This window comes from Achromobacter marplatensis (assembly GCF_049060505.1).
Taxonomy (GTDB): Bacteria; Pseudomonadota; Gammaproteobacteria; order Burkholderiales; family Burkholderiaceae_B; genus Achromobacter; species Achromobacter marplatensis_A.
Window position 1 is genome coordinate 159,175 of the sequence record NZ_JBMGRB010000009.1, and the last position, 25,934, is coordinate 185,108.

A 25,934-nucleotide genomic window follows, 5' to 3' on the forward strand; every position below is an offset into this window, starting at 1 on the left:
CCAGACCTGAATTTATCGATAGAATGGCTTATCAAATAGGGCCATATTCGTAAAAATGAGCAAGCCACTTTCAAGCCGTAGGCGATTGGAATCCAGTTTGGATTTGCCGCAAGAGTCCCCCCGCGAGGGCGAATCGAAGCAGTCGTGGGTGTATCGGCAGATTCAGGAGCGGATCTTGAAAGGGGCGTTGGCCTCTGGCGCGCGGCTGCCGTCCACGCGCAGCCTGTCGCAGCGTTGGCGGGTGTCGCGCTCGACCGTCGAGGCGGCCTACGACCAACTGCGCGGTGAAGGCTATACGGCAGGCGCCGTCGGGTCAGGGACCTATGTGTCGGCGGTCATTCCCGACAATTTTTTTCGCCGAGGGTTGCCGTCAGGCCCGGGTTGCCATGCCGCTTCCACTTCCACCTCCACTTCTGCTTCGACTTCGACTTCGACGTCGGCTTCCGCGCCCGTGTCGCCGCCCGTTCGGCCCGGGCGTAGCGACGCGCCGCGGGCCGCGCGCGGGCCCGAACCGCTCTTTGCCGCCAGAACCGCCGACGCGTCGCTGTTTCCCATGGCGACATGGCGCAAGGGCTTGATGGCCAGCGCGCAGCGCGTGACGCCGGGCCAGTTGGCCAACGAGGAGTCCCAGGGCTGGCTACCTTTGCGCGAAGAGATCGCGCGCTATCTGGGCACCGCCCGGGGCATTTCGTGCCAGGCTGGCCAGGTCGTCATCCTGACCGGTATCCGCGACGGGCTGGACCTGAGCGCGCGCATCCTGTTGTCCCCGCATGACAAGGTCCTGGTGGAAGATCCGGGCTATTTGAACGCCATGCCGCTGTTCAGCCAGTTCACCTCTCGCGTCGTGCCCATCCCCATCGACGAACATGGGTTTTCGGTGGCGCGGGCGCGCCGCCACCGCGGCGTGAAGCTGGCGCACGTCACGCCCGCGCATCAGTCGCCCACGGGTGTCACGATGCCGGTTTCGCGGCGCCTGGAACTGCTGGCGTGGGCCGAGCAAGCGGATTGCTGGATTATCGAAGATGATTACGACAGCGAATTCAACTACGACAGCGCGCCGCTGGCGGCGTTGAAAAGCCTGGATACGGCGGACCGGGTCATCCATTGCGGCAGCTTCAACAAGACGATGTTCAATGCGCTGCGGATCGGCTATGCGGTGGTGCCTGAACGATGGGTCGCGGCGTTTGCGCGGGCGCGCCATACAACCGGGCGGTCCAACAGCATGATCGAACAGATGACGCTGGCGGGATTTTTGGAAGACGGCAGCTTTGCGCGCCACGTCCGCAAGGCGCGGGCGGTGTATGCCCAACGGCGCGACTTGGTATTGCGGTTGCTGGCGCAGGCGGCGGGCGCTGAGCCGTTGCGGACCAGCGGCGAGCACGCCGGCTTCCATCTGTTGTGGTGGCTGCCCCCGGGGCAGGATGTGGCCGCGTTGCTGGACCGCGCGCGGGCAAAGGGAGTGGCGTTGCAGCCGGTCTCGGACTATTGCCGGCGCGTGGACCTGCCCGCTGGTCTGGTGATTGGCTACAGCGGGCTGGACGAACCCGAGATCATCCGCCAAGGCGCAGTGCTTCAGGCATTGTTGACGCATGCGAAGGGCGGCTAGACCAACGGCGTAATCCGAAGGTCTAGGGTAATTCCTGACAACAAGCTGATTGTCAGCGCTTAGGCGGAAAGGTCTAATCAGCTCAAAGTTGCAAAGCGGTCGCAGTCCCGGCACCGGGAAGCTCGCAGCAGGCGTTTCTCTCGTGTCCATGCAGGTGCAGTCACTACAAGCTGTTCCATGTAGTCCACCAAGGAGACAACAAGCCATGCAACAACCCACGAAACCCCGCCGCAAGTTCATTTCCGGCGCTGCCGCCGCGGGCGCCGCAGCATTGGGATTTCCCGCCGTCACCCGGGCGCAGAACGCGCCTGTTTCCCTCAGGTTCCAAAGCACCTGGCCCGCCACCGACATCTTCCACGAGTTCGCGCGCGACTATGCGCAGAAGGTCAACGACATGGCCGGCGGCCAGTTGAAGATCGAAGTGCTGCCCGCCGGCGCCGTCGTGAAAGCGTTCGATCTGCTGGACGCGGTGTCGGCCGGCACGCTGGACGGCGGCCACGGGGTGGTGGCCTATTGGTACGGAAAGAACACGGCCGTGGCGCTGTGGGGGTCGGGGCCATCCTTCGGCATGGACGCCAATATGCTGCTGGCGTGGCACGAATATGGCGGCGGCAAGGAATTGCTGGTCGAGATCCAGAAGGCGATGGGCGTGAACGTGGTGTCGCTGATGTATGGGCCGATGCCGACCCAACCCTTTGGCTGGTTCAAGCGTCCCGTGACCAAGGTCGAAGACGTGAAGGGCGTGAAGTTCCGCACCGTGGGGCTGGCGATCGACATGTACACGGCCATGGGCGCGGCGGTGAACGCCCTGCCGGGCGGCGAGATCGTGCCGGCGCTGGACCGCGGCCTGCTGGACGGCGCCGAGTTCAACAACGCGTCGTCCGACCTGGCGCTGGGTTTTCAGGACGTGTCCAAGATCTGCATGCTGCAAAGCTTCCACCAGAGCGCCGAGCAGTTCGAAGTGCTGTTCAACAAGGGCAAGTACGACTCTTTGCCGCCGCACTTGAAGCACGTCTTGAGTTACGCGGCCCAGGCCTGCAGCGCGGACATGTCCTGGAAAGCGGCCAACCGCTATTCGCAGGACTACATCAAGCTGCAGAAGGACCACAACGTCAAGTTCTACAAAACGCCTGATGCGATCCTGCAGGCGCAGTTGAAGATCTGGGACGAGATGATCGCCAAACGGTCGGCCGAGAACCCGCTGTTCAAGAAGGTGCTGGATTCGCAGCGTGCATTCGCCGAGCGGGTGGGGCGCTGGCATGGGGATGTGTCGGTGAACTACCGCATGGCCTACAACCACTACTTCTCGCGCAGCACCAAACCGGCCTGACGCCTGTCTGCCTGGCCGCCCGCTGGCCCCCCGGGGCCAAGCGGGCGGCGTGTGCGCCCACGGCGCCATGCGTCTTGTCCTGGATGCCCGATGATCCGACTTATACGCTTGATTGACCGCATCTCCACTTTCGTCGGGCAGACGTTCGCCTGGTTGATCGTCGTGCTGGCCCTGCATGTGTGCTGGGAAGTGGCGGCGCGCTATGTGTGGAACCAGCCCAGCGCCTGGGCGTTCGATATGCAGATGATGTACTACGGCATCCTGTTCATGATGGCCGGGGCCTACACGCTGGCCAAGAACGGGCACGTGCGCGGCGACATCCTGTACGGCTTCTTGCCGCCGCGAGTGCAGGCTGGCCTGGACCTGACCCTGTTCATCGTGTTCTTTTTCCCTGGCGTCATCGCGCTGGTGTGGGCGGGCTGGTACTACGCCGGCTACTCCATCGCCATCGGCGAACACTCGTCGCTGATGGCGGACGGGCCGCCCATTTATCCCTTCAAGGCGTTCATTCCCGTGGCCGGCGCCGTCCTGTTGCTGCAGGGCGTGGCCGAAGTGCTGCGCTGTGTGCTGTGCCTGCGGCGCGGCGCCTGGCCATCGCGCGAAGAGGACGTCGAGGAAGTCGACGTGGACAAGCTGAAGAAGATGGTCCACGTGAAGGACGAAGACATCGCCCAATTGGACCGCTACGTGACGACGCCCCGGGAGCCGCACTGATGAAAATCCACAAGGCGTTGTGGTTTGGCCTGTCGTGCATCGGAATCGTGCTGCTGATGATCGCTTTCCTGACGCCGTGGGGCGATCTCACCACGGGGCACATCGGGCTGCTGATGTTGGCGCTGATCGTGGTGGCGATCATGCTGGGGTTCCCGACGGCATTCACGCTGATGGGCATGGGGGTGCTGTTCACCTTCCTGGCTTACTACATGCAGAGCGCGGACGCAGGGCGCTCCATCGGGCAGACGCTGGACCTGATGGTGCAGCGCACATACGCCACGATGACCAACGATTCCCTGATCTCGATCCCGCTGTTTGTTTTCATGGGGTATCTGGTCGAACGCGCCAACCTGATCGAAAAATTGTTCCGGTCGATGCACCTGGCGCTGGCGCGCCTGCCCGGCGCGCTGGCGGTGGCCACACTGGCCACCTGCGCGATCTTCGCCACGGCGACCGGCATCGTCGGGGCGGTCGTGACGCTGATGGGGCTGCTGGCGATGCCGGCCATGCTGAAGGCCGGCTACAGCGTGCGGCTGACGGCCGGCGCCATCACGGCGGGCGGCTGCCTGGGCATCCTGCTGCCGCCATCGGTGATGTTGATCGTCTATGGCGCGACGACGGGCGTGTCGGTGGTGCAACTGTATGCGGGTGCGCTGTTTCCGGGGATCATGCTGGCGGGCCTATATATGCTCTACGTGATCCTGGTGGCCAAGCTGCGCCCCGACATGGCGCCGCCGCTGCCGGTGAACGAGCGCGGCGTGCCGCTGCCGCCGGAGACCCGGGCGCTGGCCGCGGCGGGCTACACGCGGGCGTTGTCGGGCATGGTGGCCGCCCTGTTCAAGGGCCGCCGCAACCGTGATGTGTCTGCTGGCTTCCTGTTGCGCAACATGGCGACGGCGCTTGCGCCGCTGGCCGTGACGCTGCTACTGGTGGCGGTCGTGCACCATGGCGTGACGCGGCCGCAGGTGGAATACGAGATCCCTGCGGAACTGCGTCTTGGGTCGGGTGGTTTCGATACGGGCGGGGGCTTGAGCGAGCCGGACGCCGGTGGCCTGGCGGAGCCGCCCTCGGGTGAATTGGCCGAACCGCCGTCTTCGGATGCCGGGGCAACGGGCCTGTCCGAACCGCCGGGCACCCCAGAGGCATCGGGCCCGGCCCCTGGCGCCGCCGTTGCTGTCCCGCCTGCTGCCGCCGCTGCCGAATCCGTCCCGACGCCAAACGGGTTCTGGATATTCGTCGCGGTGTGCGCGGTGATGCTGGTGGTGTTCTACGCGGCGCTGACGTGGGCGCGGCTGGAAATCTTCAAAATGCTGATGGCGTCGTTTTTCCCGCTGGCGGTCATGATCGCGGCGGTGCTGGGTTCGATCGCCTTTGGCCTGGCCACGCCCAGCGAGGCGGCGGCCATGGGAGCGATGGGCGGGGCGTTGCTTGCCCTGGCGTACCGGCGCCTGAACCTGCCAGTGCTACGGGAATCGGTGTTCCTGACCGCCAAGACCAGCGCGATGGTGTGTTGGCTGTTCGTGGGGTCGTCGATCTTCTCGGCGGCGTTCGCGCTGCTGGGAGGCCAGCGCATCATCGAGGACTGGGTGCTGTCGCTGGGCCTCACGCCCATCCAGTTCCTGCTGCTGGCGCAGGCCATCATCTTCCTGTTGGGCTGGCCGCTGGAATGGACCGAGATCATCGTGATCTTCATGCCCATCTTCGTGCCGCTCTTGAACGCGTTCGGCATCGACCCGCTGTTCTTCGGGCTGCTGGTGGCGCTGAACCTGCAAACCGCGTTCTTGTCTCCGCCCGTGGCCATGTCGGCGTTCTACCTGAAAGGCGTGTCGCCGCCGCATGTGACGCTGAACCAGATCTTCCTGGGCATGATGCCGTTCATGGGGATCCAGGTGGTCGCCATTTTCCTGCTGTACATGTTCCCGGGGATCGGGATGTGGCTGCCGACGGTGCTGTATCGGTAGGTTCCGTTACTCGGTGACCAGGTACGCCTGTCCGCCTGGCGCCAGGTAGGGCGCCAGGTCCTTGAAGGGCACCGTCGCATGGGTGCCCAGGCAGACGCCCATCGCATGGCCGATGCCGGAAATCGACAGGGTCAGCACGCCGGGCGATTCCGTGCCCAAGGCCAGATAGCTGGGCCACAGGTCCGCGCAGCTTTCCAGGGAATCATCTTCCGTGTCGGGCTTCGCCTTCCCGGCGGCCAGCGGCGCGCGGGCTTGTTCCATCAGCGCCAGCAGGGTGGGGCTTTCCTTGCGCCAGCCGTCTTCGCCGGGCACGTAGGCGTCGAAGATGCGGTTCCAGTCCAGGTATTCGCCACGCAGCAGGTCGAAGGTGTAGGGTTCGAAGTGGTTGTCGGGGTGCGCGCCGCCGCAGTACAGGCTGCCCGACTCGGTCACGGTCATCAGCGCTTTGGACAGCCATTGGACGGTGACGGCTTCATCGTCGTAGCTGCCCAGCGTGCCGGCGGCCGGGTTGCCATCGGTGTAGGCCGACGCCATGCAGGCCAGCGCCGCCAGGTTCATTTGCCAGTGGCGCTGTTCAAGCAGTTCGTTGACGCGCTTGAGGACTTGCGGGTCAGGGTGCCGGCTTAGCCGCGGGTAGGTGAATTTGGTCCGCGGGTCGCGCCACATCCGGTAGGCGACTGCGCCATCGCCACTGTCTTTGCCGACGGGCACGGCGTGGCCGGTCAGCTTCAAGGTTTCGTAGGGGGCCGTGTGCTCATTGATGCCGACATTTACGTCGATGCCGCTGCCCACGCCGCCGCTGATCGCCGTGGTAACGGCCTGCACGCTGCCGGGTGCGGACGCGTCGGGATCGTATTCGGCCACGCGGCGCAAGATGAAGCTGCGCTGCTTGCCGGTGCGGGCGTCGGTCCAATGGCCTTGGTAGCCGCCGGCGTCGCGTTGTCCCTGCCAGGTGGCCGCGGCAATCGCCGCCGGTTCGTCCGATTCGGGGTCGGTGCCGGCGTCGGCCAACGCCTGAAAGGTCTTCGGTTCAATCAGCGCCAGCGGCGTGCCTTTCAACGGAATGTCGACGCCGTGCTTCGGGTAAAAGTAGCGGCCGGTCAGCGTGCCGTTGTCCGCGGGCTTGCTGTCCAGTTCCATCACCACATCGCCCGCGCCTTGCAGCGTTCCCGTGTAGACGACGCGCGGAGCCGCATGGGCCACGTTGCCCGTATGGGCAAGAAGCGTCAACGCTACCGCGGCAAGAGGCGAACGGGGCAAATGGAAAGAAATCATGGGGGGGTCAGTCTTCGGCTTGGCCGGATGCGGCGGACAACGTGACTTGCCCGAATGTCATCCATACGTGTGCGGTCTCGGACGCCTGCGCCCGATATGTGCCGTTGGCTTCGCCCAGGCGCATCGCCACGGCCGTGAATTCCCAGGCCTGGGCGTCGTCGCACTCGACCTTGCGGTGGGTGTAGGCGGCAAGACCGTGCGCGCGTCCGAATGCCAGCGCCAGTTGCGCGTGTTCGGACAGTTCGGCGGGCACGGAGGGATGGTCCCAGCCCCATAGGAAGCTGCCGTCGGCGCTGTTGGACGTGCCGATGATCTGCACGGGCGCGGTTGCGGTGATGCCGCCGGGCAGTTCAAAGACGATGCTGGCGCTGTCCATGTCCACCGACCATTGCTCGGCGTCGTCCAGATGCCAGGTGGCGCAATGCGCGCTGGTGGCCGCACGCATGCCCTCCACACTCTGGGCGATGAAGGCGTGGACGTCGAAGGGCTGGGCGGTGTCGGACATGCGGGGGGTTCCGTGAAAGGGGGGCGGAATGATAGGGCGCGTGATTGCCCTGCATACGGCGGGGCCCGCGCGAGTCGGGTTGCGCGGCCGGTACCGTGAGGCCGGCCCCGCGCCATCCCGGATGATACCGGTACGCGCAACTACCGGTACGCGCGGCCGTTTGCGTTTAAATAATTAGGCGGCTTACTATGTGGCGATGAACTCAGGAAAAGGAAGATTCTCCATGCCAGACAGGATGCGCACGCCGCCCATGCTTGAACCCAAACATCACGCGCTGCTGGACGAAGCGGCGCGGCGCGGGTTGGCCTCGGCCGATGACATCGGCTTGTGCTTCCAGTTGCTGTCGCTGGCCAACGCCATCGACCGCGATTGCGCGGCCCGCTTGGCGCCAAAGCAGTTGTCGGAAGGCAAGTTCGTCGTGCTGTTCCTGCTGCACGAGCAGGCCGCCGGTCTGTCGCCGCATCAGCTTGCGGACGGGGCTGGCGTGACGCGCGCGACCATCACCGGCCTGGTCGATGGGCTGGAGCGCGACGACTTTGTGCGGCGTGAACCCGGCCCCGGGGACCGCCGCATGGTGATTGTGAAGCTGACCGCCAAGGGAAAATCGGCGGCGGCCAAGCTATTCAAGGAACATACGGACTGGATCGGTTCCCTGTTCGCGGGCCTGGGCGCTGCCGACAAGACCCGCTTGAGCGACCTGCTGGCGCGGGTCTGGCATGGCACCGACACCGGCCGCGCGGCATTTCGGAAGGGGGCGCAATGACCCGGACCGTGCCGCCTGCCGCGAAGGCCTCTGGCCGAGGCGTCAAAGACATTGGGCAAGCCAGGCTGGCGCAGTTGAATGCGGGCGCGCCCGCGAAGACGCTGACGGAATGCCTGGCGGTGGACTTTGCGGCGTTGATGCAGGCCGTGGCGCCGCAAGTGGGCGCCGACGCCATCGCGCAGATGCGCGCGCAGGCGGCCACCGGCATTTCCAAACGCATGGCGGTGGCCGCGCAGATCCTGAGCGCCCATCTGGGCCAGGATGCTGATGCGGCGTTGATGGCGCATGGCTCCGACACGGTGCGCGGCTGGGCCTGCTTCGTGGTCGGCGCGCAGCCGGACTTGCCGTTGCAAGCGCGCCTGGGTCGAATCCGCCCCTTGGCGGACGATGCCCATTTCGGCGTGCGCGAGTGGGCGTGGCTGGCGGTGCGCCTACGCCTGGCTGATGAACTGGAAGCGTCGGTGCAGGCGCTACGGCCCTGGACCCGGGACCCCTCCGAGCGCGTGCGCCGCTTCGCCAGCGAATCGCTGCGTCCGCGCGGCGTCTGGTGCGCCCATATCGCGGCGTTGAAGTCGGACCCGGCGATAGCGCTGCCGCTACTCGAGCCGTTGCGCGCCGATCCGGCGGCCTATGTTCAGGATTCGGTGGCCAACTGGCTGAACGACGCCAGCAAGGATCAGCCTGCGTGGGTGCGCGCCGTGTGCGCGCGTTGGCTGGCCAGTGGGACTTGCGCCGCGACCGAACGCATCTGCAAGCGCGCATTGCGCTCGATCGGGGCCTAGCCGCATCGTCGTCAGAGCTGGCTCATCCCGCCGTCCACGATGATTTCGGTGCCCACGATATAGGCGGATTCGGGCGCCGCCAAGTGCAGCACGGTGGACGCCAGTTCTTGCGGGGTGCCGAAGCGGCCCAGCGGGACCTGCGCCTGAATGCCCGCCGCAGTCTTTTCCAGGGTCTCGGCGTCCAGGCCAAGTTTGTCGTAGATAGGGGTCGAGATCGGGCCCGGGCTGACCACGTTCACGCGGATGCCGCGTGGCAGCAATTCCGCCGACAAGGTCTTGGCCAGTGAGATCAGCGCGGCCTTGCTGGCGCTGTAGATCGAAGACGCCGGCATGCCGATGCGGGCGTTGATCGATCCGTTCAGCACGATCGAGGCGCCGGGGTTCAACAGCGGGACCAACGCCTGCAACTGGAAGAACACGCCTTTGATGTTGGTATCGAACGTTTGGTCCCAAAGCGCTTCGGTGGCCTCGGCCAAGGTGGCGAACTTGGCGATGCCGGCGTTCACGAATACCGCGTCCAACCGGATGCCCGCGGTTTGCAGGGCGTCGGCCAAGGTCGCTGGCGCGCCCACCGCGCCCGTCGTGTTCTGGATGGCCAACGCACGCGTGCCCAGGGTGGCGCGGGCGGTTTCCAGGGTGGCGGCGTCGCGGCCGGTGATGATGACGCGGGCGCCTTCCGCCGCGAAAGCCTGGGCGGCCGCCAAGCCGATGCCGCTGGTGCCGCCGGTGACCAAAACGGTCTTCTGTTCAAAACGGTTCATGGTGATCTCCTTGGGAGTCGTTCGATAAGGTGTAGCCATAGTGCGCCGAAGGCAGCCCTTTGTCGTACGATCTTTTGAACGAACACGTTCGAAGGAATCGCACATGTTGACGGTGAATGAGTTGGCGCTGTTGGAAGCCATACGCGATAGCGGCAGCCTGTCGCGGGCGGCAGTGAAACTGGGGCGCGCGCCGTCTTCGGTATCGCACGCGGCGCGGCAGCTGGAAGAACGGTTCGACGCGCTGCTGTTCGACCGCCGCCGGTACCGCTTGCAATTGACGCCGGCGGGGCAGTTGCTGGCGGACGAGGCCGCCCGGCTGATGCTTGACGTGTCGCGCCTGACGCAACGCGTCAAGCAGGTGGCCAGCGGTTGGGAGGACCGGTTGCATATCGTCAGCGACGAGATCCTGGAATTCGAATTGATGTCGCCCTTGATCCAGGCGTTCGACGCGCTGGATTCGGGTGTGACGCTGCGATTTACACACGAGGTGCTGGGCGGCACCTGGGAAGCGCTGCGGGAAGGCCGGGCCGACCTGATCGTGGGGGCCACGAACGAACCCCAGTCCATACCGAATCTGCAGTGGGCGGCACTGGGCGAAATGGAATGGCTGTTCGCCGTATCGCGCCGCCACCCGCTGGCCAAGGCGAAAGCGCCCTTACGCCAGGACCAGATCCAGCAGCACCGCGCGATCGTGGTGGCGGACACGTCGCGGGGCGTGTCTGCGCGCGGCTATGGCCGGGTGGGCGGCCAGGCGGTGCTGGCCGTGCCCAGCATGCGCGCCAAGATCCTCGCGCAGCGCGAGGGCCTGGGCGTGGGATGGGTGCCGCGTCACCGCGTGGCCGCTTTGCTGGCACGCGGCGAATTGGTGGAAAAGCAGACCGAGACGCCGCGCGAGCCGAACCTGCTGTATTTGGCGTGGCGGGGCGGGCATGAGGGCAGGGCGCTGCAATGGTGGCTGGAGCAACTGCGGCAGCCCAGAATGGCGCATGCGCTGCTGCGCGGGGTCGACGCTTTCCGTTGAGCCCGTGGCGGGGAGTGTTGCAAACGGGGGAATGCCGGGTAGCGGGGCGAGGCGAGCTCGAATAGAATGCGATTAATTCTTGTTATCAAAAACTACGCAACGAGCCCCCGTCGTGTCCGAACCCGTTCCCGCCACCCCCGCGCACGACGCGATCCAGACGCTGTATGTCGAACACCATCGCTGGCTGCTCGGTTTCCTCAGGCGTCGCCTTGGCGGCTCGGACCATGCGGCCGATCTGGCGCACGACACCTTCGAACGCATCATGGGGGTGGATTCGCAGCCCATCCTGGCGCAGCCCCGGGCCTATTTGACGACCGTCGCCAAGCGTCTGTTGTTTCGCCACCATCGCCGCGGCGTCATCGAAGCCGCGTATCTGGATGTGCTGGCCGCGCGTGGCGAACCGTGCGAGCCCTCGGTCGAATCGCGCTTGATCGTGGTTGAAACGCTGGTTGAACTTTGCCGCCTGGTGGACGGCATGGATGCGCGTACCCGCGGGATCTTCCTGCTGGCGCAACTGGAAGGGCTGTCGTATCCGGACGTCGCGCATCGTATGGGCTGCTCGCTGGATATCGTGAAGAAGACCATGTCCAAAGCCTTGCAGCGCTGCTTCAGCGTGATGTACGCGTAGGCGGCCCGGCGCATGTCTTCCCTGTCGACGTCCTCGTTGCCGCGCAGCCGGCCCGCCGTGGTGGCGGCGGCAACGGACTGGCTGATCTGCCTGCAATGCGACCCGACGCCGGCCGACCTTTCGCGCTGGCAAACGTGGCGGGCGGCGAACCCCGATCATGAACTGGCGTGGCAGCGCGTGGCGGCGATGGCACAGGCGCTTGAGGCGCACGCGGCCAAGCTGCCGGGTGCGGCGGCAAGGCAGGTGGTCGAGCAGGTAAGCCGCTCTCAGGCTGGGCGTCGGCGATTGCTTGGCGCGTTGCTCGGCGTATCCGCCACCGGGGGTCTTGTAATGGCCACGGGCGAGCCCGCGCCGTGGCGGTTGTGGACGGCCGCTTACCGTTCAGGCGTTGGCGAACGCCGTCTGCTGACGCTGGAGGACGGCACGCGTCTGATGCTGAATACCCGCAGCGCTGTCGATACGCGCTTTGACACCCGGGCGCGGCGCATCATTCTGGTAGAGGGCGAGATCCAGGTCGAATCCGGCCAGGACGCCTTGGGCAGACCCTTGATCGTCGAGACGCGCAGTGGCTTCATCAGCCCGATCGGCACGCGCTTCACCGTGCGCCAATTGGGTGAAGAAGCGCAGACCCATGTGGCCGTGCTGGAGGGCGCCGTGCGTATCCAGACGCGATCGGGCGGCGCGGAGCTGCGATTGAACCGCGGGGAACGAACGGCGTTCGACCGTGACCGCGTGGACGCGGTGCGACCCAGCCCCGCCAATGCCGACGCCTGGACCAGCGGCATGCTGTTCGCCGACGATTGGCGGTTGCAGGATTTCCTGGCGGAACTGGAACGCTACCGGCGCGGCTTCTTGCGATGCGATCCCGCCGTGGCCGATCTTCGGATTACTGGCGCGTTCCCGGTGCAGGACACTGACAAAGTCCTGAGGCTGATGGAACGGATCCTGCCCGTGCGCGTGCATCGCCGCACCGCGTATTGGGTAACGGTCGGGCCATGACGGCAGTGCACGGTTATTTTGTAACAGGCCGGCACCATTTTGCGATTCGAGCATTAGACAGTGAGACAGCCGCCTCATCGGGCAGGGTTGTCCATCGCTAACGTTCACAAGGATCGCCTCATGCCGCATCATCCCCGCCGTCGCCGCGCGACGCCCACAACGCTGTCGCCCGCGCGCCGATGGTTGTGCCATATCGCATTCGGCCTGCCCGCCGGCGCGCTGCTTGCCGCATTGGCGCCGGCCCAGCCCGCCCACGCCCAGGTGGTGGACGCCAGGCAGCAATACGGCATCGCGGCGGGATCGTTGCGCCAAGTGTTGCTGGAGTTCGGGCGCCGTTCGGGCGTGATGGTGGGGGCGGAACCGGCTATGGTCGCCGATGTGAACAGCCCGGGATTGCGCGGCACGTATGGCGTGCGCGATGGGTTGGCGGCGTTGTTGGCGGGCACGGGCCTGGACGCAGTGGCGGAAGAAAGCGGAGCCTACCGGCTGCGTCGCACGCCTGCCGCGCCGGGCGCCGCCGCCGTGCTGGAACCCGTCCGCGTGCTGGGGCAAGCTGAAAACGCTTGGGGGCCGGTGCCGGGCGTGGCAGCCAAGCGTAGCGCCACGGGGACCAAGACCGATGCCTCCATCCTGGAAATTCCCCAGACCGTGAATGTAGTGACCGCGGCGGAAATCTCGACGCGCGGGGCGACCACGGTTGCCCAGGCGCTGCGTTATACGCCGGGTGTCAACGTCAACGGCTACACCGATGCCAACATGATCGCCGACGAGGTCGACTCGCGCGGCTTCGCCCCGGCGCCGCTGTACCTGGACGGTACGTATCTACCGTATGCGGGCAGCTTGGGGGGCGCGCTGCAGATTGATCCGTATCTGTTGGAACGGGTGGAAGTGCTGAAGGGGCCGGCGTCGGTGCTGTATGGCCAAAACCAGCCCGGCGGCTTGATCAATCTGGTATCCAAACGGCCGTCCGAAGAGCGGCTACGGGAAGTGCGGATGGGTGTGGGCAGCTATGGCCGGGTGGAAAGCAACCTGGACCTGACCGGGCCCGCCAACGAAGATGGTTCGCTGTTGTACCGCGTAACGGCGGTGGCCAATGGTGGCAATGAACAGACCGACTACAAGGAAAGCCGGCGCCTGTTGATCGCGCCCAGCTTGTCGTGGCGGCCCAGCGCCGCGACGTCGCTGACGCTGTACACGCAATTGCAGCGCGACGGCGGCGTGCCGGACTATCAGCCTCTGCCTGCAATCGGCACGGTGTTGGCCGGACCCGACGGCAAGCGGATTGACCGCGACATTTTTACCGGGCAGCCCGGATATAACGATTTCTACCGCCGTCAGTATGTCGTGGGCACGGACCTGTCCCACAAGTTCTCCGAGCAAGCCGCGATTCGTCAGACGATCCGCTTCGTGGATGTGCGCGACAACTACCGTGGCTTCTACCTGAACCGCTTTGTGCAGGATGCCGACGGCAATACCGATTACCGGCAGGCAAGCCGGACCAAACTGGATTGGGGGCAGCACAACAATGTGCTGAGTATTGACAACAATCTGGAACTAAAGGGCAAGACGGGCGCGTTCGACCACACGGTCCTGGTTGGTCTGGACTACCGTCATTTCTCCCGTAAATACACGGGCTACAACAATTACGCGGCGACGCCGCTGAATCTGTACGACCCCGACTACAACGTGGCGCAGCCGGATACCGAGCTGACCACGCAATGGGACAACAGCGTCAGCCAGGTCGGGCTGTACCTGCAAGACCAGATCAAGCTAAACAATTTTGTGCTGACGCTTGGCGGCCGCTACGACTGGGCCAAGATCGACAACCAGGATCTGGTCGCCGGCACCCGCACCCGCCGCAATGACAGCGCGTTCAGCGGGCGCGTGGGCCTGGCCTATGTGGCTGCGAACGGATTGGCGCCCTACATCAGCTATTCGGAATCGTTCCTGCCGGTGGTGGGCACCAATTACGAGGGCGAGTCCTTCAAACCCACCACGGGCAAGCAGGTGGAGGTGGGCGTGAAGTATCAACCCCCGGGCAGCGACACGCTGATCACGCTATCGGCGTTCGAGATCCGGCAGAAGAACATGTCTTCCGAGGACTTCGACCATCCCGGCTACGAAGTGCAGAATGGTGGCGTGCGGTCCAAGGGTGTTGAACTGGAAATCAAGTCGCAGCCGATGGAACGCCTGGATGTGATCGCGGGCTTGACCTATCTGGACCCCCGTTCGACGCCGGGTTCGTACAACGCCGGCAATCGCTTGGCCGCACTGCCGACCTGGGCCGCGAGCCTCTGGACCAACTACCGGCTGCCCGGCGAGGTGCTGGGAGGCATGGAGGTGGGCGCGGGCGTGCGCTGGACGGGCACGGCTTACGGCGATTCGGCCAACACCTTCCGCACGCCGTCCTTCGCGGTGGTGGATGCGTCGCTGCGCTACGACCTGGCGCATCTGTCGCCTTCGTTGCGCGGTCTGGTCGCCAGCCTGACCGTGCAGAATCTGTTCGACAAGACCTACGTGTCCAGCTGCAACTATTCCTTCGGTTGCTATTACGGCAAGGCGCGAAGCATGATGGCCGGCGTCACGTACCGCTGGTAGCGCCTTCGGCCGCCAGCGCCGCCTGCACGCTGGGCCGCTCGCCGATCCGGGTCATATAGACGGCCAGGGATGGCCAGCGGGCCAGGTCGATGTCGAAAAACACCGCCCAGCGCAGCACGGTGTACAGGTAGGCATCGGCGACGCCGAAGCGCTCGTCAAGCAGATACCGCCGCGCGTCCAGTTGGCTCGCCGTATAGTCCAGGCGCTTTTCCAGGCGCGCCTGCCACCAGAGCCTGGCGGCGGCCGGCAGGTCGCGGTTGAACAGCGGACTGAAGCCGCCGTGGATTTCGGTGCTGATGAAGTTCAGCCATTCTTGCAGGCGGCTGCGCGCCCAGCTGCCGTTGGGCGGCGCCAGCCCGGCTTCGGGCTTTTGGTCGGCCAGATACTGGACGATGGCGGGGCCTTCGGTCAGCACCTGCCCGTCGTCGCTTTCCAGCGCGGCGACGTATCCCTTGGGGTTGATCGACAGAAAGTCGCCGCCATCGGCGGTGCGCTTTGTCTGGTTGTCCACGCGCACCAGCGTGAACGGAAGGCCTAGTTCGCGCAGCACGATGTGCGGCGACAGCGAGCAGGTGTGCGGGGCGTAGTACAGCTTCATGGGTCGGCTCTTGGGTCAACGGGACGCCCAGCTTGGGGCCATTCCTGGTATGGGTAAAATTACTTTTCCAGAAATGAGCCATAAGTAAATCTAATTCCATGATGAACCTGATCCATTGGCGGCTGGTGCTGGCGGTCGTGGACGCCGGCAACATCACGCACGCTGCGGCCCAGGTGGGCATGACCCAGTCCGGGGCCAGCCAGGCGATCGCGCAGCTGGAAGACACATTGGGCGCGCCGCTTTTCACGCGGGAGCGCCGACAGACGGTGCCAACGGCGTTGGGCCTGCGGGTGGCGGACGAAGCCCGGACCATGCTGGGCGCGCTGCATCGCATCCAGACGTTGTCGCGCGAGGCACGGGGCGCCGCGGGCGGCACGCTGCGGTTGGCCAGTTTCCCCATGGTGTTCTCGACCGTGCTGCCGCCGGTGTTGCGCCGTTTCCGGCAACTGCATCCCGAGATCGATGTGATATCGCTGGAAGCCACCGACGATGAGGTCGAAACGCTGCTGGCCGCGGGCACCGTGGACGTGGGCGTCGTGCTGAATGCCGCGCCGGGCCGGCAAGTTTGCCCTTTGGGGCAAGACGAATGGATGGCCGTGCTGCCCGCCGCGCATCCGCTGGCGCGCGCGGGCAGCAGCGTTGAACTGGCGAAGCTGGCGGCTCAACCGTTCGTGCTGGCCACCGGCGGATGCAGCGTGCATGCGCAAAGCCTGGCCGCCGAGGCCGGCTTGGCGATCCCGGACGTGCGCGCCTCGGTGCGCGACTGGGCCAGCGCGTTCGCCCTGGTCCGCGACGGCCTGGGCGTGACGCTGGTGCCTGCATTGACCTTGCCGGAAAGCCGCCGCGGCTTGCGGGTGTTGCGGCTGGCGTCGCCGCTGTACCGGTCGTTCAGTCTGGCGGCGTCCACGCAGGTGGCCGACAGCGCGCCGGTGCGGGCGTTGTTCGCCATGCTGCAGCAAGATGACAAGGCGGGGTAGGCCGCGCCGGCGGGCCGGCGCGCTTGTCATGGCGCGGACACGGTGCTGTCATACGCTTGCCCGCTTTCTTGCTGACATCGACTGGAAGCTCTCATGCAGATCCGCACCGCCACGACCGAGGACAGTGCCGCCATCGCGGCATTGCTGACGCAATTGGATTACCCCGGCACGGCGTCCTTTGTGCCGCAGAAGATCGCGCAACTGGCTGCTCACCCCGATGCCTGCCTGCTGGTCGCCGAAGACCGGGCGGGCACCTTGCTGGGCTTCATCGGATTGCATTTCATGATCCAGCTGGCACTGCCCGGCGATTTTTGCCGCATCACGTATTTCTGCGTCGGCGATCAGGCGCGCAGCGCTGGCGTGGGGCGGCAACTGGAAGCGGCGGCCGAAGACCTGGCCCGCGCGCGCGGCTGCGACCGCATCGAAGTGCATTGCCATGAACGTAGAACCGACGCGCACCGGTTTTACTACCGGCAGGGGTACCAGGAATCGCCGAAGTACCTGATGAAGCGGCTGAATACGTAAAATCCCCAAGCATCCAACGCGGCATTGCCGCACAAAACAGTCCAAAGGACGGGAATGGAAGAGACAACGCACGACACGCCCCTTGACTGGGCGTCGCTGGTTGACGACCTGAACAAGCTGCTGCGGCTGAAAACCACGGTCATCGGCATGAAGTTGTTCGAGGATGAAGCCGCCATGGCGGGTGTGCGCGGCTTGCGGCGGCCGCAAGCCACGCACACGACTGACCAGATCGTCGGCATGGCGGCGCGGCTGGGCTGGACGGTAGGCATTACCGGCGACGACCTTGTCGGTTCGCAATGCCGCGCGGTGGTCGGCCTGGGTCCGCAAGACGACGCCTGGAAAAGCGGCAAGGACTACGTCGGCGTCTGGCATGCGACCGAGGCCGACGCGCGGGCGCGCCAAGAGGCGCTGTCCTGTGTACCGGCGGGCAGGTACCGCGGGCTGGTGGTGTCGCCGTTGGCTTCGGGCCGGCTGGATCCGCCGGACATCTGCCTGGTGTACGCCACGCCGGGTCAGATGATCATTCTGATCAACGGCTTGCAGTGGAAGAACTATCGGCGATTTGACTGGAGCGTGGTGGGCGAGACGGCCTGTGCGGATTCCTGGGGCCGCGCGCTGGCAACGGGCGAGCCCAGCCTGTCATTACCCTGTTTCGCCGAGCGCCGCTATGGCGGCGTGCCCGACGAAGAAATGCTGATGGCGCTGCCGCCGCGCTATCTGCCGGTGGCGATCGCGGGCATGAAGGCGTTGGCGGCCAACGGGTTGCGTTATCCGATTGCGCCTTACGGCATTCAGAACGATGTGCGGGCAGGCATGGGCGTGAGCTATGCGCAAGCGCCCAAAACCTAGCCGGCGCCCCTCAACGCCGCCGCCAACGCGCGTGCCGCGGGGCCCAAAGGCAGGTCGACGCGATGCGCCAGATAGGTTTCGGTGGCGATTTGGCTCGCCCGCCCCAGGCTGTCCGTGGGCAGGCGCAGCAGCCGGCCTTCGGCCAGATCGCGTTCCACCAGCCACAACGGCAGGCGGCCCCAACCCACGCCCGCCAGGATCAGCGCATGTTTGGTGTCCTGGCCGCTGACGCGGCACGTTTGCGGCGACAGCACGGCGAAGTCGCGGCCTTCGGTCAGGGTGGACGGGTCCGACTGCACGATCTGCAAGTGGTCGGCCAGTTCGGGCGCGCCCAACGCGGCATCGGCCGGGGGCCGATGAGCCAAGGGGTGGGCGGCGCCGACAACCGCCACCATCTGCACCGAGGACAACGCCTGCACGGCGATGCGGGGGTGGCGGAAATGTTCGCCGGCGATGATGCCCAGCGTGTGGCTGCCGGTCAGCAGGGCATCGATGGGCCCGCCCAGCGGCAGGACGGACACGCGGATGGCGACGGTCGGGTACTTGGCGCGCATCGCATTCAGCGCGGCGCCGACCGTGGCGATGGGAAACAGCGTGTCGACCACCAGCGACAGCGCAAGCTCGACGCCTTCGCCCAGGCCTTGCGCCCGGGCACGCAGCGCATCCACGCGCAGCAGAATGTCGCGGGCATTGGCCAGCAGCGCCTGGCCTTCAGACGTCATGACGGGCCGCTGGCCGCTGCGGTCGAACAGCGTCACGCCCAGTTGTCCTTCCATGGTGGCAATGGCGTGGCTGACCGCCGACTGCACGCGAGACAGGCTGCGCCCGGCGGCGCGAAAGCTGCCGGTATCGGCGACGGCGGCGAACACGCGCAGTTGATCCAGCGTCAGGGCGTCTATCATCGTCTGGCTGATCTATTCAATCGATCGGTCTTATCAAAAGATTATCACTTATCAGGATCGGCGCCGGCAGGCATGCTGTCGGCATCGCATGGGAAGAGAGGTCGGGATGAATCAGCGTGAAACCCGTTGGGCCGGGGTGTTGGCGATCGTGGGCGCGGGGGTGGTGGCGTCGTTGCAGGTGGGCAAGGTCATCATTGCCGCCCCGCTGCTGCGCCAGGACATGGGCCTGGATCTGGCGTCCATCGGCACGCTGACGGCGGTGTTTTCGATATTGGGCGTGATCGGCGGAATTGCGGCGGGCGGCGTGATCGCCCGTTTCGGCGCGCGGCGCATGCTGCTGCTGGGTTTGGCGGCGACGGCGGTGGGCACGGTGGCGGGCGCCATGGCGCCGGGTTACGGCGTCTTGCTGGCTTCCCGCGTAATCGAAGGCTTGGGTTTTCTGATGATCACCGTGGCCGGGCCGGCCGCCTTGCAGCGCATGGTCGCCGCGTCGAACCGGGATTTCGCCTTCGCGCTCTGGAGCTGCTATATGCCCGCGGGCATGGCCGTCGCGATGCTGGCCTCGCAGGCCTTCGACCACTGGCAGGCGTACTGGTGGTGCGCGGGGGCGGCAGTGGGGGTGGCGCTGGCTTGCGTGGCGGTTCTGGCGCCGGCCACGCCCGGCAGCGCGGACTTGTCCTGGCGCGGCTTGCGGCAAGACACCGCCGATACGCTGGGCGCGGCGGGGCCGGCGTTGCTGGCATTGTCGTTCACGCTGTACAGCTTGATGTTCTTTGCGCTGTTCACCTTCCTGCCCGTGCTGCTGATGGAGCAACTGGGGTTGACGCTGGCGCAGGCGGGCCTGTACAGCGCGATCGCCAGCGCCGCCAACATCATCGGCAACCTGGGCGCGGGCATGCTGCTGGCGCGCGGCTGGCGGCGGTCCACGCTGATCGCCGCCGCCAGCGTGACGATGGGCGTGGTGGCGTTGCTGATCTTCCGGTCGGTGTTGCCGGCAATGCCGACCTTCCTGCTGTGCGTGCTGTTTTCCGCGGTGGGCGGCCTGATTCCCGCGACCCTGCTGGGCACAGCGCCGCTGGTGGCGCCGCGCCCCGCGTTGACGGCGGCGTCGGTGGGGCTGGTGATGCAGGGTAGCAACCTGGGGCAGGTCATCGGGCCGGTCACCGTGGGCGGGGTGATCGACCGCTACGGTTGGGCGTCGGCGTCCTACGTCGTGCTGGCGGCGGGCTTGGGCGGCGTGGCCATTGCGGCTTGCTTGCGCAAGGTTCGCGCCGCGCGCTTGTAGCCGGGTTCGCGCCACCCGCCAAAAGGCGGTTGGCGCAGCGTCATGAAGCAGGCCTATCATGAAGGCAGATTCTGTTGGAGCCGCCATGCACACGCCTGCCACCCGCCTTGTGATCTTCGATTGCGACGGCGTACTGATCGATAGCGAAATCATTGCGGCGCGCGCCCAGTCGCGCGCGCTGGCCGAACACGGCATCGCCATTACTCCGGAAGACGCCGCCCGCCGGTTTGCGGGCATTCCCGACGCCGATATGTGGCAGACGCTGCAAGCGGAGAACGCCTGCACCTTGCCCGACGGCTTTGCGCGGCAATATGCCGATCGCCTGGAAACGACATTCCGGCAAGAGTTGCGCACGTTGCCCCACGTGCGCGAGACCCTGGCCACATTGCGGGCGCGCGGGCTGGCGCTTTGCGTGGCCTCTAGCAGCACGCCGCCAAAGCTTGAAGCGGCGTTGAAGCTGGTGGGGTTGTGGGACGCCTTCGCGCCCCATGTGTTCAGCACGGCGCAGGTGGCCAAAGGCAAGCCGGCGCCCGACGTCTTCCTGTTCGCGGCGCGCCAGATGCGCACCGCTATCCTGGACTGCGTGGTGGTGGAAGACAGTGTGCCGGGCGTGCGTGCCGGCCGCGCGGCGCGCATGCGGGTCGTCGGCTTCGTGGGCGCATCGCACAACGGGCCGGACCAGCGCCAGCGCTTGCTGGACGAAGGCGCGTCCGAGGTGATCGACGATCTGAGCCAATTGCCCGATTTGCTGTAGCCTGCCGCGGTGGCCGGGCTGCCGCGATCAGACCGCCACGGGCACCGGTTCGGGCCTGACGCGCACCGCGCGCAGCACGCCAACCATCAGGCACGCGATACCCGCCATCGTCAGCGGTTCCGGCATCGTGCCGCGCAGGATGAAGGCGTAGGCCAGCGCCGCCAGCGTTTCGAACACAATCAACTGGCCGGCCAACGCGGTGGGCAGGCGCTGGCTGGCTTCGTTCCAGCACAGCGTGCCCAACCAGGACGCGAACAGGCCGATGATGATCATCAGGCCCAGGAACACCTCCGGGCGCGGCCCCAATGGCATGGCGAAACCGCTGCCCGTGGCGGCCATTCCGCCCCACAGCAAGGCGTAGCCCGCAAGCGCAAGGGGCAGCGTGGCCACGCCCTGGGCCGTGGCCCAGGTACGAGGGCTGCGGTCGGGATGCGCGCGCAGCCAATCGGCGTTGCGTAGCGGATACCAGGTCCAGCAGGCGACGGCGCCCAGCGCCAGCACGGCGCCGACGGCATAACGCGACAAGTCGGCATCGGCCTCCTGGCGCAGCGCTTGCAGCTCTACTTGATTGACGCAGCCGATGCCCAGGGCGATCAGGGCCAGCGACGGCGCCAGCCGCTTCCACGGTAATTTGCCGTCGCGGCGGGCATTGCGCAGGTTGGCGCAAACGGCGATCACTACCGGCAATGTACCGATGATCATGGTCGGGACGGGGCCGCCTGCCCGCTGGATGGCGCTGGCCAGGCAAAGGTAGTAAAGCAGGTTGCCGATGGCGGCCAGCTTCAGGGCCTCGATCCAGTCGGCGCGGGTCAACAACCGCAGCCGATGGCGGTCAAACCACGCCAGCGGTAGCGCGATCAAGCCGAACGCCAGATAACGCGCCACGGATTGCAGGGCGGCCGGGTATTCGGGCAGCAGCAGGGGCCCGACGAATACCAGCCCCCACATCAGGCCGGCGGCCAGGGCATACAGGGTTCCCGCCCACATAAAGCGCTCCAGATGATCAATGCAGGCAGTCTAGCCACGCCCGGACGGGCGGGTCTTGTACCAGATTGCTGTGGGGCGCTTAAGCGCGGACTTGCTTCTGGTAGCGGGCGGGCGTGACGCCGTAGCGGCGAGAAAAAGCGCGCGTCAGGTGCGCCTGATCGGTCAGGCCCGAGGCCAAGGCCACCTGCGCGGGCGCGACGCCGGCCGCCAGCAGCCGCTTGGCTTCCAATAGCCGCAGCGCCATCAGCATCTGTTGCGGCGTTGCGTGGTGCTGGGCCTGGAAGCGGCGCAGGAAGTGGAACGGGCTCAGGCCTGCCACGGCCGCCAGCTCTTCCAGCGTCAGGCGGCGGGACAGGTGGGCGCGCAGATAGTCGATGACGGGCGCAAAGCGCTGCGCGCCTTCGCCGGGCGTGGCGCGCGGCACTTGCGCGTGGCGGCGGAATTCGCCCAGCAGCAAATACAGGGCGCTGTCGAAGGCCAGCGGTTCGCGCGCTTGCCACAACGTATCCAGCAGGGCGGTGACACGCTGCGCGCCCGCGCTGTCATGGCCGACGGCCAAGTCGAACCACCAGCCCGATTCGCCCGTGACGCGCGCCACCACGTCCGGATCGATATAGGCCATGCGGTAGCGCCAGCCCGTTTCGGTTTCCGCGCGGCCGGTGTGCAGTTCGTCCGGATTCATCAGTACGACCGACCCGGAAGGCGCCAGATGGTCGGCGCCCCGGTAGCGGAACCGTTCGACGCCGGATTCGATGGCGCCCAAGCCATAGGCCTCGTGGGTGTGGGAATCGAAGGCGTGGCGCACGATGTGCGCGCGGTACAACTCTACGCCAGGCTGGTGCGCGGCATGGCGGAATTCGGCACGGTCATTGGGGTGGTCGAACGCCGCCGGCACGCCCGCCAGGACGGGCGCGCCCGGCTTGGAAGTGGCGGCGGAATCGGGACGCATGCCTGTGATTTAAGCATGCCGGGTAGCGCCAGGAAAGGCGGGCGGCTGGCGCCCTTGCGCCTTATTGGTTGCCAAGAACGCGTTTCAGTCTTTGACGGAAGGCGTAGGCTGCGCTTGCATGTCGCGGGCGCGCGCCAGCAGCAGTTCGCGTTCGCGCGCGTTGCGTGTCATGCCGGCGGCACGCTCGAATTCCGCATAGGCCTCGGCGTGGCGGCCAAGCTTGGCCAGGAGGTCGCCGCGCACACTGGGCAGCCAATGGTAGTTGGCCAATGCGGCGTCGGCCGCCAAGGCGTCCACCAATTCCAGCCCCGCCTGGGGGCCGAACGCCATGCCGACGGCCACCGCCCGGTTCAGGGCCACTACCGGCGACGGCGTCACTTGCACCAACGCATCGTAGAGCGCCACGATGCGCGGCCAATCGGTTTCCTGGGGCGTGCGGGCGCGCGCGTGGCACGCGGCCAGCTCTGCTTGCAACGCATAAGCGCCCAGTGCGCCGCCCTGGGCCGCCGACCGCGCCAGCGCCGCCAGCCCGCGCCGGATCAGCAAGGGATCCCAGCGGCCGCGGTCCTGCTCCATCAGCAGTACGGGCCGGCCTTGCGCGTCGGTGCGTGCAGGCAGGCGGGACGCCTGCAGTTCCATCAGCGCCACCAGGCCATGCACTTCGCTTTCACCGGGGGCCAGTTCGGCCAGGATCCGGCCCAGGCGCAGCGCTTCATCGCACAGCGCCGGCCGCATCCAGTCGTCGCCTGACGTCGCCGAATAGCCCTCGTTGAAGATCAGGTAGATAACTTCCAGCACGGAAGCCAGGCGGGGGCCACGGTCTTGTTCCCGGGGAACTTCAAAGGGCACCTTGGCCGCCGTCAAGCTGCGCTTGGCCCGCACGATGCGCTGGGCGATCGTCGATTCCGAGGCGAGGAACGCGCGGGCGATTTCGGCCGTGGACAGCCCGCCCAGCAGCCGCAACGTCAGCGCCACGCGGGCCTCGGTGGACAGCACCGGATGGCAGGCGGTGAAGACCAGCCGCAGCAGGTCGTCGCCGATGTCGTCCTGTCGGGCGGCGTCCAGCGCATCCACGAAATCAGGCTCTACGTCAGCCTGTAATGCCTCCAGCTCGTGGCCGATCTGATCATGCTTGCGGGTGTGCAGCGCGTCCAGGCGCAAGCGATCGCGGGCGCGGTTCTTCGCGGTGGTCATCAGCCACGCTCCCGGGTTGTCCGGCACACCCGTGTCGGGCCAACGTTCAAGGGCGGCCACCAGCGCGTCCTGCGCCAGTTCTTCGGCCAGGCCGACGTCTCGCACCAACCGCGCGACGCCGGCAATGACGCTGGCGGCTTCGATCCGCCAGACCGCCTCGATGGCCCGATGGGTCTCCGTCAGGCTCATGCGCCGGCGGCCTCTTCGGGTTCCATGTACACCAGTTCCCAGATGTGGCCGTCCAGGTCTTCGAAGGCATGGGCGTACATGAAACCATGGTCTTGCGGCGGGCGCGGCGTGGTGGCGCCGGCGGCCAGCGCCCGGGCGATCAGACCATCGACCTCGGCACGGCTCTCGCATGACAGGGCGATCAACACTTCGTTGGCCAGGGCCGCGTCGACCAGCGGCTTGTCGGTGAAGCCCTGGAAAAAGTCCTTGGTCAGCAGCATGGCGTAGATGTTGTCGCCGATGACCATGCAGGCGCCCTGGTCGTTGGTGAATTTCGGATTGAACGTGAAGCCCAGGCTTTTGAAGAAAGCCTGGGACTTCTGCATGTCGTCGATAGCAAGGTTGATGTAGATCTGCTTGTGCATAGTGGTGCTCCGGATGGGATCAGTGGCTGGCGCCGGGAATGTCACGAAAGCGGTCCACGGCTTTGCTGGGCGCGAAATCTTCCAATTCGTACAGCTGGCGCACTTCGATGGCGCAAGGCTGGCCGATGAAAGGCTCGGGAAAGCGTAGCGCCCACTGCATGGCCTCTTCGCGCGAGCGCACCTGGATCATGGTGTAGCCGGCGATCAATTCCTTGGTCTCGGCAAAGGGGCCGTCCACCACGGTGCGCTGGCCACCGTCGTATTGCACGCGCCATCCGTGGGATGAGGGCTTCAATCCGTTGGCGTCCAGCAGCACGCCGGCCTTGGCCAGCGCTTCGTGGTAGGTCGCCATCGAGGCAAGCAGGTCTTCTTCCGGCATCAAGCCGGCTTCGCTGTCGGGCGTGGCGCGGACGATGATCATGAATCGCATCTGAGTTTCTCCTGGGGTCTGGACATCGCAGCCTGGGTTCCGGTTCGGATTTTTGGCTTGTACTGACACGACGAACGGCAAGACGTCAGATCGACATAGAATTTTCAAGCCTAGGGTAAATACCAGGTTCTGGGCCGCGCCGGAACGGCAATGCAGTCTGTTACGAACGGCCGGACCTGGTTGCAGGCGCCTCTCCTAAACTCGCAGCGTCTTTATCCAAGCGAGTATTGATATGAGAATGTTGTGTGGTCTGGCCTTGGCGGCCATTTTGCTTTCTGGCTGTGCCGTGTATACGCCTAGCGGTTCGGTGGTGATCGATCCCCACGATGGCGGCGGGGGCGGCCGCGGCGGATTCTGTCCCCCCGGACAGGCCAAGAAAGGAAACTGCTGACCCGCTAAATCCAGGCCGGCCCGGCATTGTCGGGCGGGTTTCCCCCGGCGTTGCTTCACCGGGCGTTTCGCCGAGCGGGACGCCTACATGAAGCACGGGCCCAGTTCGCGGACCTCTACCGTTGCCCATTGCGCGGCCGGGCATTCAGCTGCCAGGGCCAGCGCCTCTTCGCGGGTGTCGCACGTTAGCAGGAAGAAGCCGCCGATCATTTCTTTCGCCTCGGCATAAGGGCCGTCCACCAGCGAGCGTTCGCCGTCGCGGATTTGCAGGCGGACGCCTTCGGATTCGGATTTCAGGGATTCGGCCTGTTTCAGCAGGCCGCGCGCTTTCAGGCCATCGGCGTAGCGCACCATCTGGGCGTAGGCGTCGCGGCCTTCTTCGGGCGTGCGTTGGGCGCGCTGGCCCACGGGTTCAACGATCAGCAGTAGATAGGACATGGCGCGGGTTCCGGTTCGGCTCACGATGGCGGTTCCGGGAAGCTTACGTCAGTCTTCCTGGAAAATCGATGCGCCGGCAGGGGCGCTGGCACCGGCGGGGCCGTCCATGGCCACCGTCGA

General features: G+C 66.1%; 26 protein-coding genes. 15 read left to right on the forward strand and 11 right to left on the reverse strand.

Annotated features, from left to right (window positions below; genetic code table 11):
• The first annotated feature begins 97 nt into the window (after positions 1 to 97).
• From ACI0FO_RS21915 to ACI0FO_RS21930, 4 genes are all read left to right on the forward strand, one after another.
• Complete coding sequence (locus tag ACI0FO_RS21915; protein WP_416030108.1) at positions 98 to 1,606, forward strand: PLP-dependent aminotransferase family protein; 1,509 nt, start codon at positions 98 to 100, stop codon at positions 1,604 to 1,606.
• Between the two features lie 205 nt (positions 1,607 to 1,811).
• Entirely contained in the window at positions 1,812 to 2,936 is a 1,125-nt protein-coding gene (locus ACI0FO_RS21920; protein WP_105556745.1) for a TRAP transporter substrate-binding protein, read from the forward strand.
• Positions 2,937 to 3,026: 90 nt separating this feature from the next.
• Complete coding sequence (locus ACI0FO_RS21925; protein WP_416030111.1) at positions 3,027 to 3,650, forward strand: TRAP transporter small permease subunit; 624 nt, start codon at positions 3,027 to 3,029, stop codon at positions 3,648 to 3,650.
• Positions 3,650 to 5,611 carry a TRAP transporter large permease gene (locus ACI0FO_RS21930; RefSeq protein WP_416030113.1) on the forward strand — a complete coding sequence of 654 codons (1,962 nt, stop codon included), beginning with the start codon at positions 3,650 to 3,652 and terminating at the stop codon, positions 5,609 to 5,611. Before ACI0FO_RS21925 ends, ACI0FO_RS21930 begins: the two co-directional genes overlap by 1 nt.
• Positions 5,612 to 5,617: 6 nt before the next feature.
• Here ACI0FO_RS21930 and ACI0FO_RS21935 read toward each other — a convergent pair whose 3' ends face one another.
• Complete coding sequence (locus ACI0FO_RS21935; protein WP_416030115.1) at positions 5,618 to 6,886, reverse strand: hypothetical protein; 1,269 nt, start codon at positions 6,884 to 6,886, stop codon at positions 5,618 to 5,620.
• Between the two features lie 7 nt (positions 6,887 to 6,893).
• Positions 6,894 to 7,391 (reverse strand): DUF6882 domain-containing protein, encoded by a 498-nt coding sequence (locus ACI0FO_RS21940; protein ID WP_416030117.1) that lies wholly within the window; start codon positions 7,389 to 7,391, stop codon positions 6,894 to 6,896.
• Positions 7,392 to 7,641: 250 nt separating this feature from the next.
• On the opposite strand from ACI0FO_RS21940, the gene ACI0FO_RS21945 reads away from it, so the two are divergent.
• Positions 7,642 to 8,154, forward strand: a complete 513-nt coding sequence (locus ACI0FO_RS21945; RefSeq protein WP_416030119.1) for a MarR family winged helix-turn-helix transcriptional regulator — start codon at positions 7,642 to 7,644, stop codon at positions 8,152 to 8,154.
• Positions 8,151 to 8,936, forward strand: a complete 786-nt coding sequence (locus tag ACI0FO_RS21950) for a DNA alkylation repair protein (RefSeq protein WP_416030121.1) — start codon at positions 8,151 to 8,153, stop codon at positions 8,934 to 8,936. Before ACI0FO_RS21945 ends, ACI0FO_RS21950 begins: the two co-directional genes overlap by 4 nt.
• A gap of 11 nt (positions 8,937 to 8,947) precedes the next feature.
• On the opposite strand, the gene ACI0FO_RS21955 is transcribed toward ACI0FO_RS21950, so the two are convergent.
• Entirely contained in the window at positions 8,948 to 9,697 is a 750-nt protein-coding gene (locus tag ACI0FO_RS21955; protein WP_416030123.1) for an SDR family oxidoreductase, read from the reverse strand.
• Between the two features lie 103 nt (positions 9,698 to 9,800).
• On the opposite strand from ACI0FO_RS21955, the gene ACI0FO_RS21960 reads away from it, so the two are divergent.
• The 4 genes from ACI0FO_RS21960 (at position 9,801) to ACI0FO_RS21975 (ending at position 14,943) form a co-directional block, all read left to right on the forward strand.
• Complete coding sequence (locus tag ACI0FO_RS21960; protein WP_416030125.1) at positions 9,801 to 10,718, forward strand: LysR substrate-binding domain-containing protein; 918 nt, start codon at positions 9,801 to 9,803, stop codon at positions 10,716 to 10,718.
• Positions 10,719 to 10,830: 112 nt separating this feature from the next.
• Entirely contained in the window at positions 10,831 to 11,346 is a 516-nt protein-coding gene (locus ACI0FO_RS21965; protein WP_416030127.1) for a sigma-70 family RNA polymerase sigma factor, read from the forward strand.
• A 12-nt stretch (positions 11,347 to 11,358) separates the two neighbouring features.
• Entirely contained in the window at positions 11,359 to 12,345 is a 987-nt protein-coding gene (locus ACI0FO_RS21970) for a FecR domain-containing protein (protein WP_416030129.1), read from the forward strand.
• Positions 12,346 to 12,465: 120 nt separating this feature from the next.
• The gene (locus ACI0FO_RS21975; RefSeq protein WP_416030131.1) at positions 12,466 to 14,943 is read left to right on the forward strand and encodes a TonB-dependent siderophore receptor; all 2,478 of its coding nucleotides are present in this window, start codon (positions 12,466 to 12,468) and stop codon (positions 14,941 to 14,943) included.
• On the opposite strand, the gene gstA is transcribed toward ACI0FO_RS21975, so the two are convergent.
• Positions 14,927 to 15,541: a glutathione transferase GstA gene (gene gstA, locus ACI0FO_RS21980; RefSeq protein ID WP_416030133.1), complete on the reverse strand. Its 615-nt coding sequence runs from the start codon at positions 15,539 to 15,541 to the stop codon at positions 14,927 to 14,929. The two genes, ACI0FO_RS21975 and gstA, sit on opposite strands and share 17 nt — an antisense overlap.
• 98 nt (positions 15,542 to 15,639) lie before the next feature.
• Here gstA and ACI0FO_RS21985 point away from each other — a divergent pair, with 98 nt between their 5' ends.
• The 3 genes from ACI0FO_RS21985 (at position 15,640) to ACI0FO_RS21995 (ending at position 17,892) form a co-directional block, all read left to right on the forward strand.
• Positions 15,640 to 16,518: a LysR family transcriptional regulator gene (locus ACI0FO_RS21985; RefSeq protein WP_416030135.1), complete on the forward strand. Its 879-nt coding sequence runs from the start codon at positions 15,640 to 15,642 to the stop codon at positions 16,516 to 16,518.
• Between the two features lie 93 nt (positions 16,519 to 16,611).
• Complete coding sequence (locus ACI0FO_RS21990; RefSeq protein ID WP_416030137.1) at positions 16,612 to 17,043, forward strand: GNAT family N-acetyltransferase; 432 nt, start codon at positions 16,612 to 16,614, stop codon at positions 17,041 to 17,043.
• 54 nt (positions 17,044 to 17,097) lie between these two features.
• Positions 17,098 to 17,892 carry a DUF169 domain-containing protein gene (locus tag ACI0FO_RS21995; RefSeq protein ID WP_416030139.1) on the forward strand — a complete coding sequence of 265 codons (795 nt, stop codon included), beginning with the start codon at positions 17,098 to 17,100 and terminating at the stop codon, positions 17,890 to 17,892.
• Here the strand turns inward: ACI0FO_RS21995 and ACI0FO_RS22000 are convergent.
• Positions 17,889 to 18,794 (reverse strand): LysR family transcriptional regulator, encoded by a 906-nt coding sequence (locus ACI0FO_RS22000; RefSeq protein ID WP_416030141.1) that lies wholly within the window; start codon positions 18,792 to 18,794, stop codon positions 17,889 to 17,891. The two genes, ACI0FO_RS21995 and ACI0FO_RS22000, sit on opposite strands and share 4 nt — an antisense overlap.
• Positions 18,795 to 18,900: 106 nt before the next feature.
• On the opposite strand from ACI0FO_RS22000, the gene ACI0FO_RS22005 reads away from it, so the two are divergent.
• Positions 18,901 to 20,079, forward strand: coding sequence for a CynX/NimT family MFS transporter (locus tag ACI0FO_RS22005; protein ID WP_416030143.1), 1,179 nt, complete (start codon positions 18,901 to 18,903; stop codon positions 20,077 to 20,079).
• An 85-nt stretch (positions 20,080 to 20,164) separates the two neighbouring features.
• Positions 20,165 to 20,833: an HAD family hydrolase gene (locus ACI0FO_RS22010; protein ID WP_416030144.1), complete on the forward strand. Its 669-nt coding sequence runs from the start codon at positions 20,165 to 20,167 to the stop codon at positions 20,831 to 20,833.
• A 27-nt stretch (positions 20,834 to 20,860) separates the two neighbouring features.
• On the opposite strand, the gene ACI0FO_RS22015 is transcribed toward ACI0FO_RS22010, so the two are convergent.
• The 6 genes from ACI0FO_RS22015 to ACI0FO_RS22040 all read right to left on the reverse strand — a co-directional run bounded on the left by ACI0FO_RS22015 (position 20,861) and on the right by ACI0FO_RS22040 (position 25,814).
• The gene (locus ACI0FO_RS22015; RefSeq protein ID WP_416030146.1) at positions 20,861 to 21,820 is read right to left on the reverse strand and encodes a DMT family transporter; all 960 of its coding nucleotides are present in this window, start codon (positions 21,818 to 21,820) and stop codon (positions 20,861 to 20,863) included.
• Positions 21,821 to 21,899: 79 nt separating this feature from the next.
• Positions 21,900 to 22,769, reverse strand: coding sequence for an AraC family transcriptional regulator (locus tag ACI0FO_RS22020; protein WP_416030148.1), 870 nt, complete (start codon positions 22,767 to 22,769; stop codon positions 21,900 to 21,902).
• A gap of 84 nt (positions 22,770 to 22,853) precedes the next feature.
• On the reverse strand, positions 22,854 to 24,152 hold the full coding sequence (locus ACI0FO_RS22025) for an RNA polymerase sigma factor (protein ID WP_416030150.1): 1,299 nt from the start codon (positions 24,150 to 24,152) through the stop codon (positions 22,854 to 22,856).
• Positions 24,149 to 24,556 carry a VOC family protein gene (locus tag ACI0FO_RS22030; protein WP_105556763.1) on the reverse strand — a complete coding sequence of 136 codons (408 nt, stop codon included), beginning with the start codon at positions 24,554 to 24,556 and terminating at the stop codon, positions 24,149 to 24,151. The genes ACI0FO_RS22025 and ACI0FO_RS22030 overlap by 4 nt, the downstream gene beginning before the upstream one ends.
• Positions 24,557 to 24,575: 19 nt before the next feature.
• Positions 24,576 to 24,986, reverse strand: coding sequence for a YciI family protein (locus tag ACI0FO_RS22035; protein ID WP_105556764.1), 411 nt, complete (start codon positions 24,984 to 24,986; stop codon positions 24,576 to 24,578).
• 474 nt (positions 24,987 to 25,460) lie between these two features.
• Complete coding sequence (locus ACI0FO_RS22040) at positions 25,461 to 25,814, reverse strand: YciI family protein (protein WP_416030152.1); 354 nt, start codon at positions 25,812 to 25,814, stop codon at positions 25,461 to 25,463.
• Between the last annotated feature and the right edge of the window lie 120 nt (positions 25,815 to 25,934).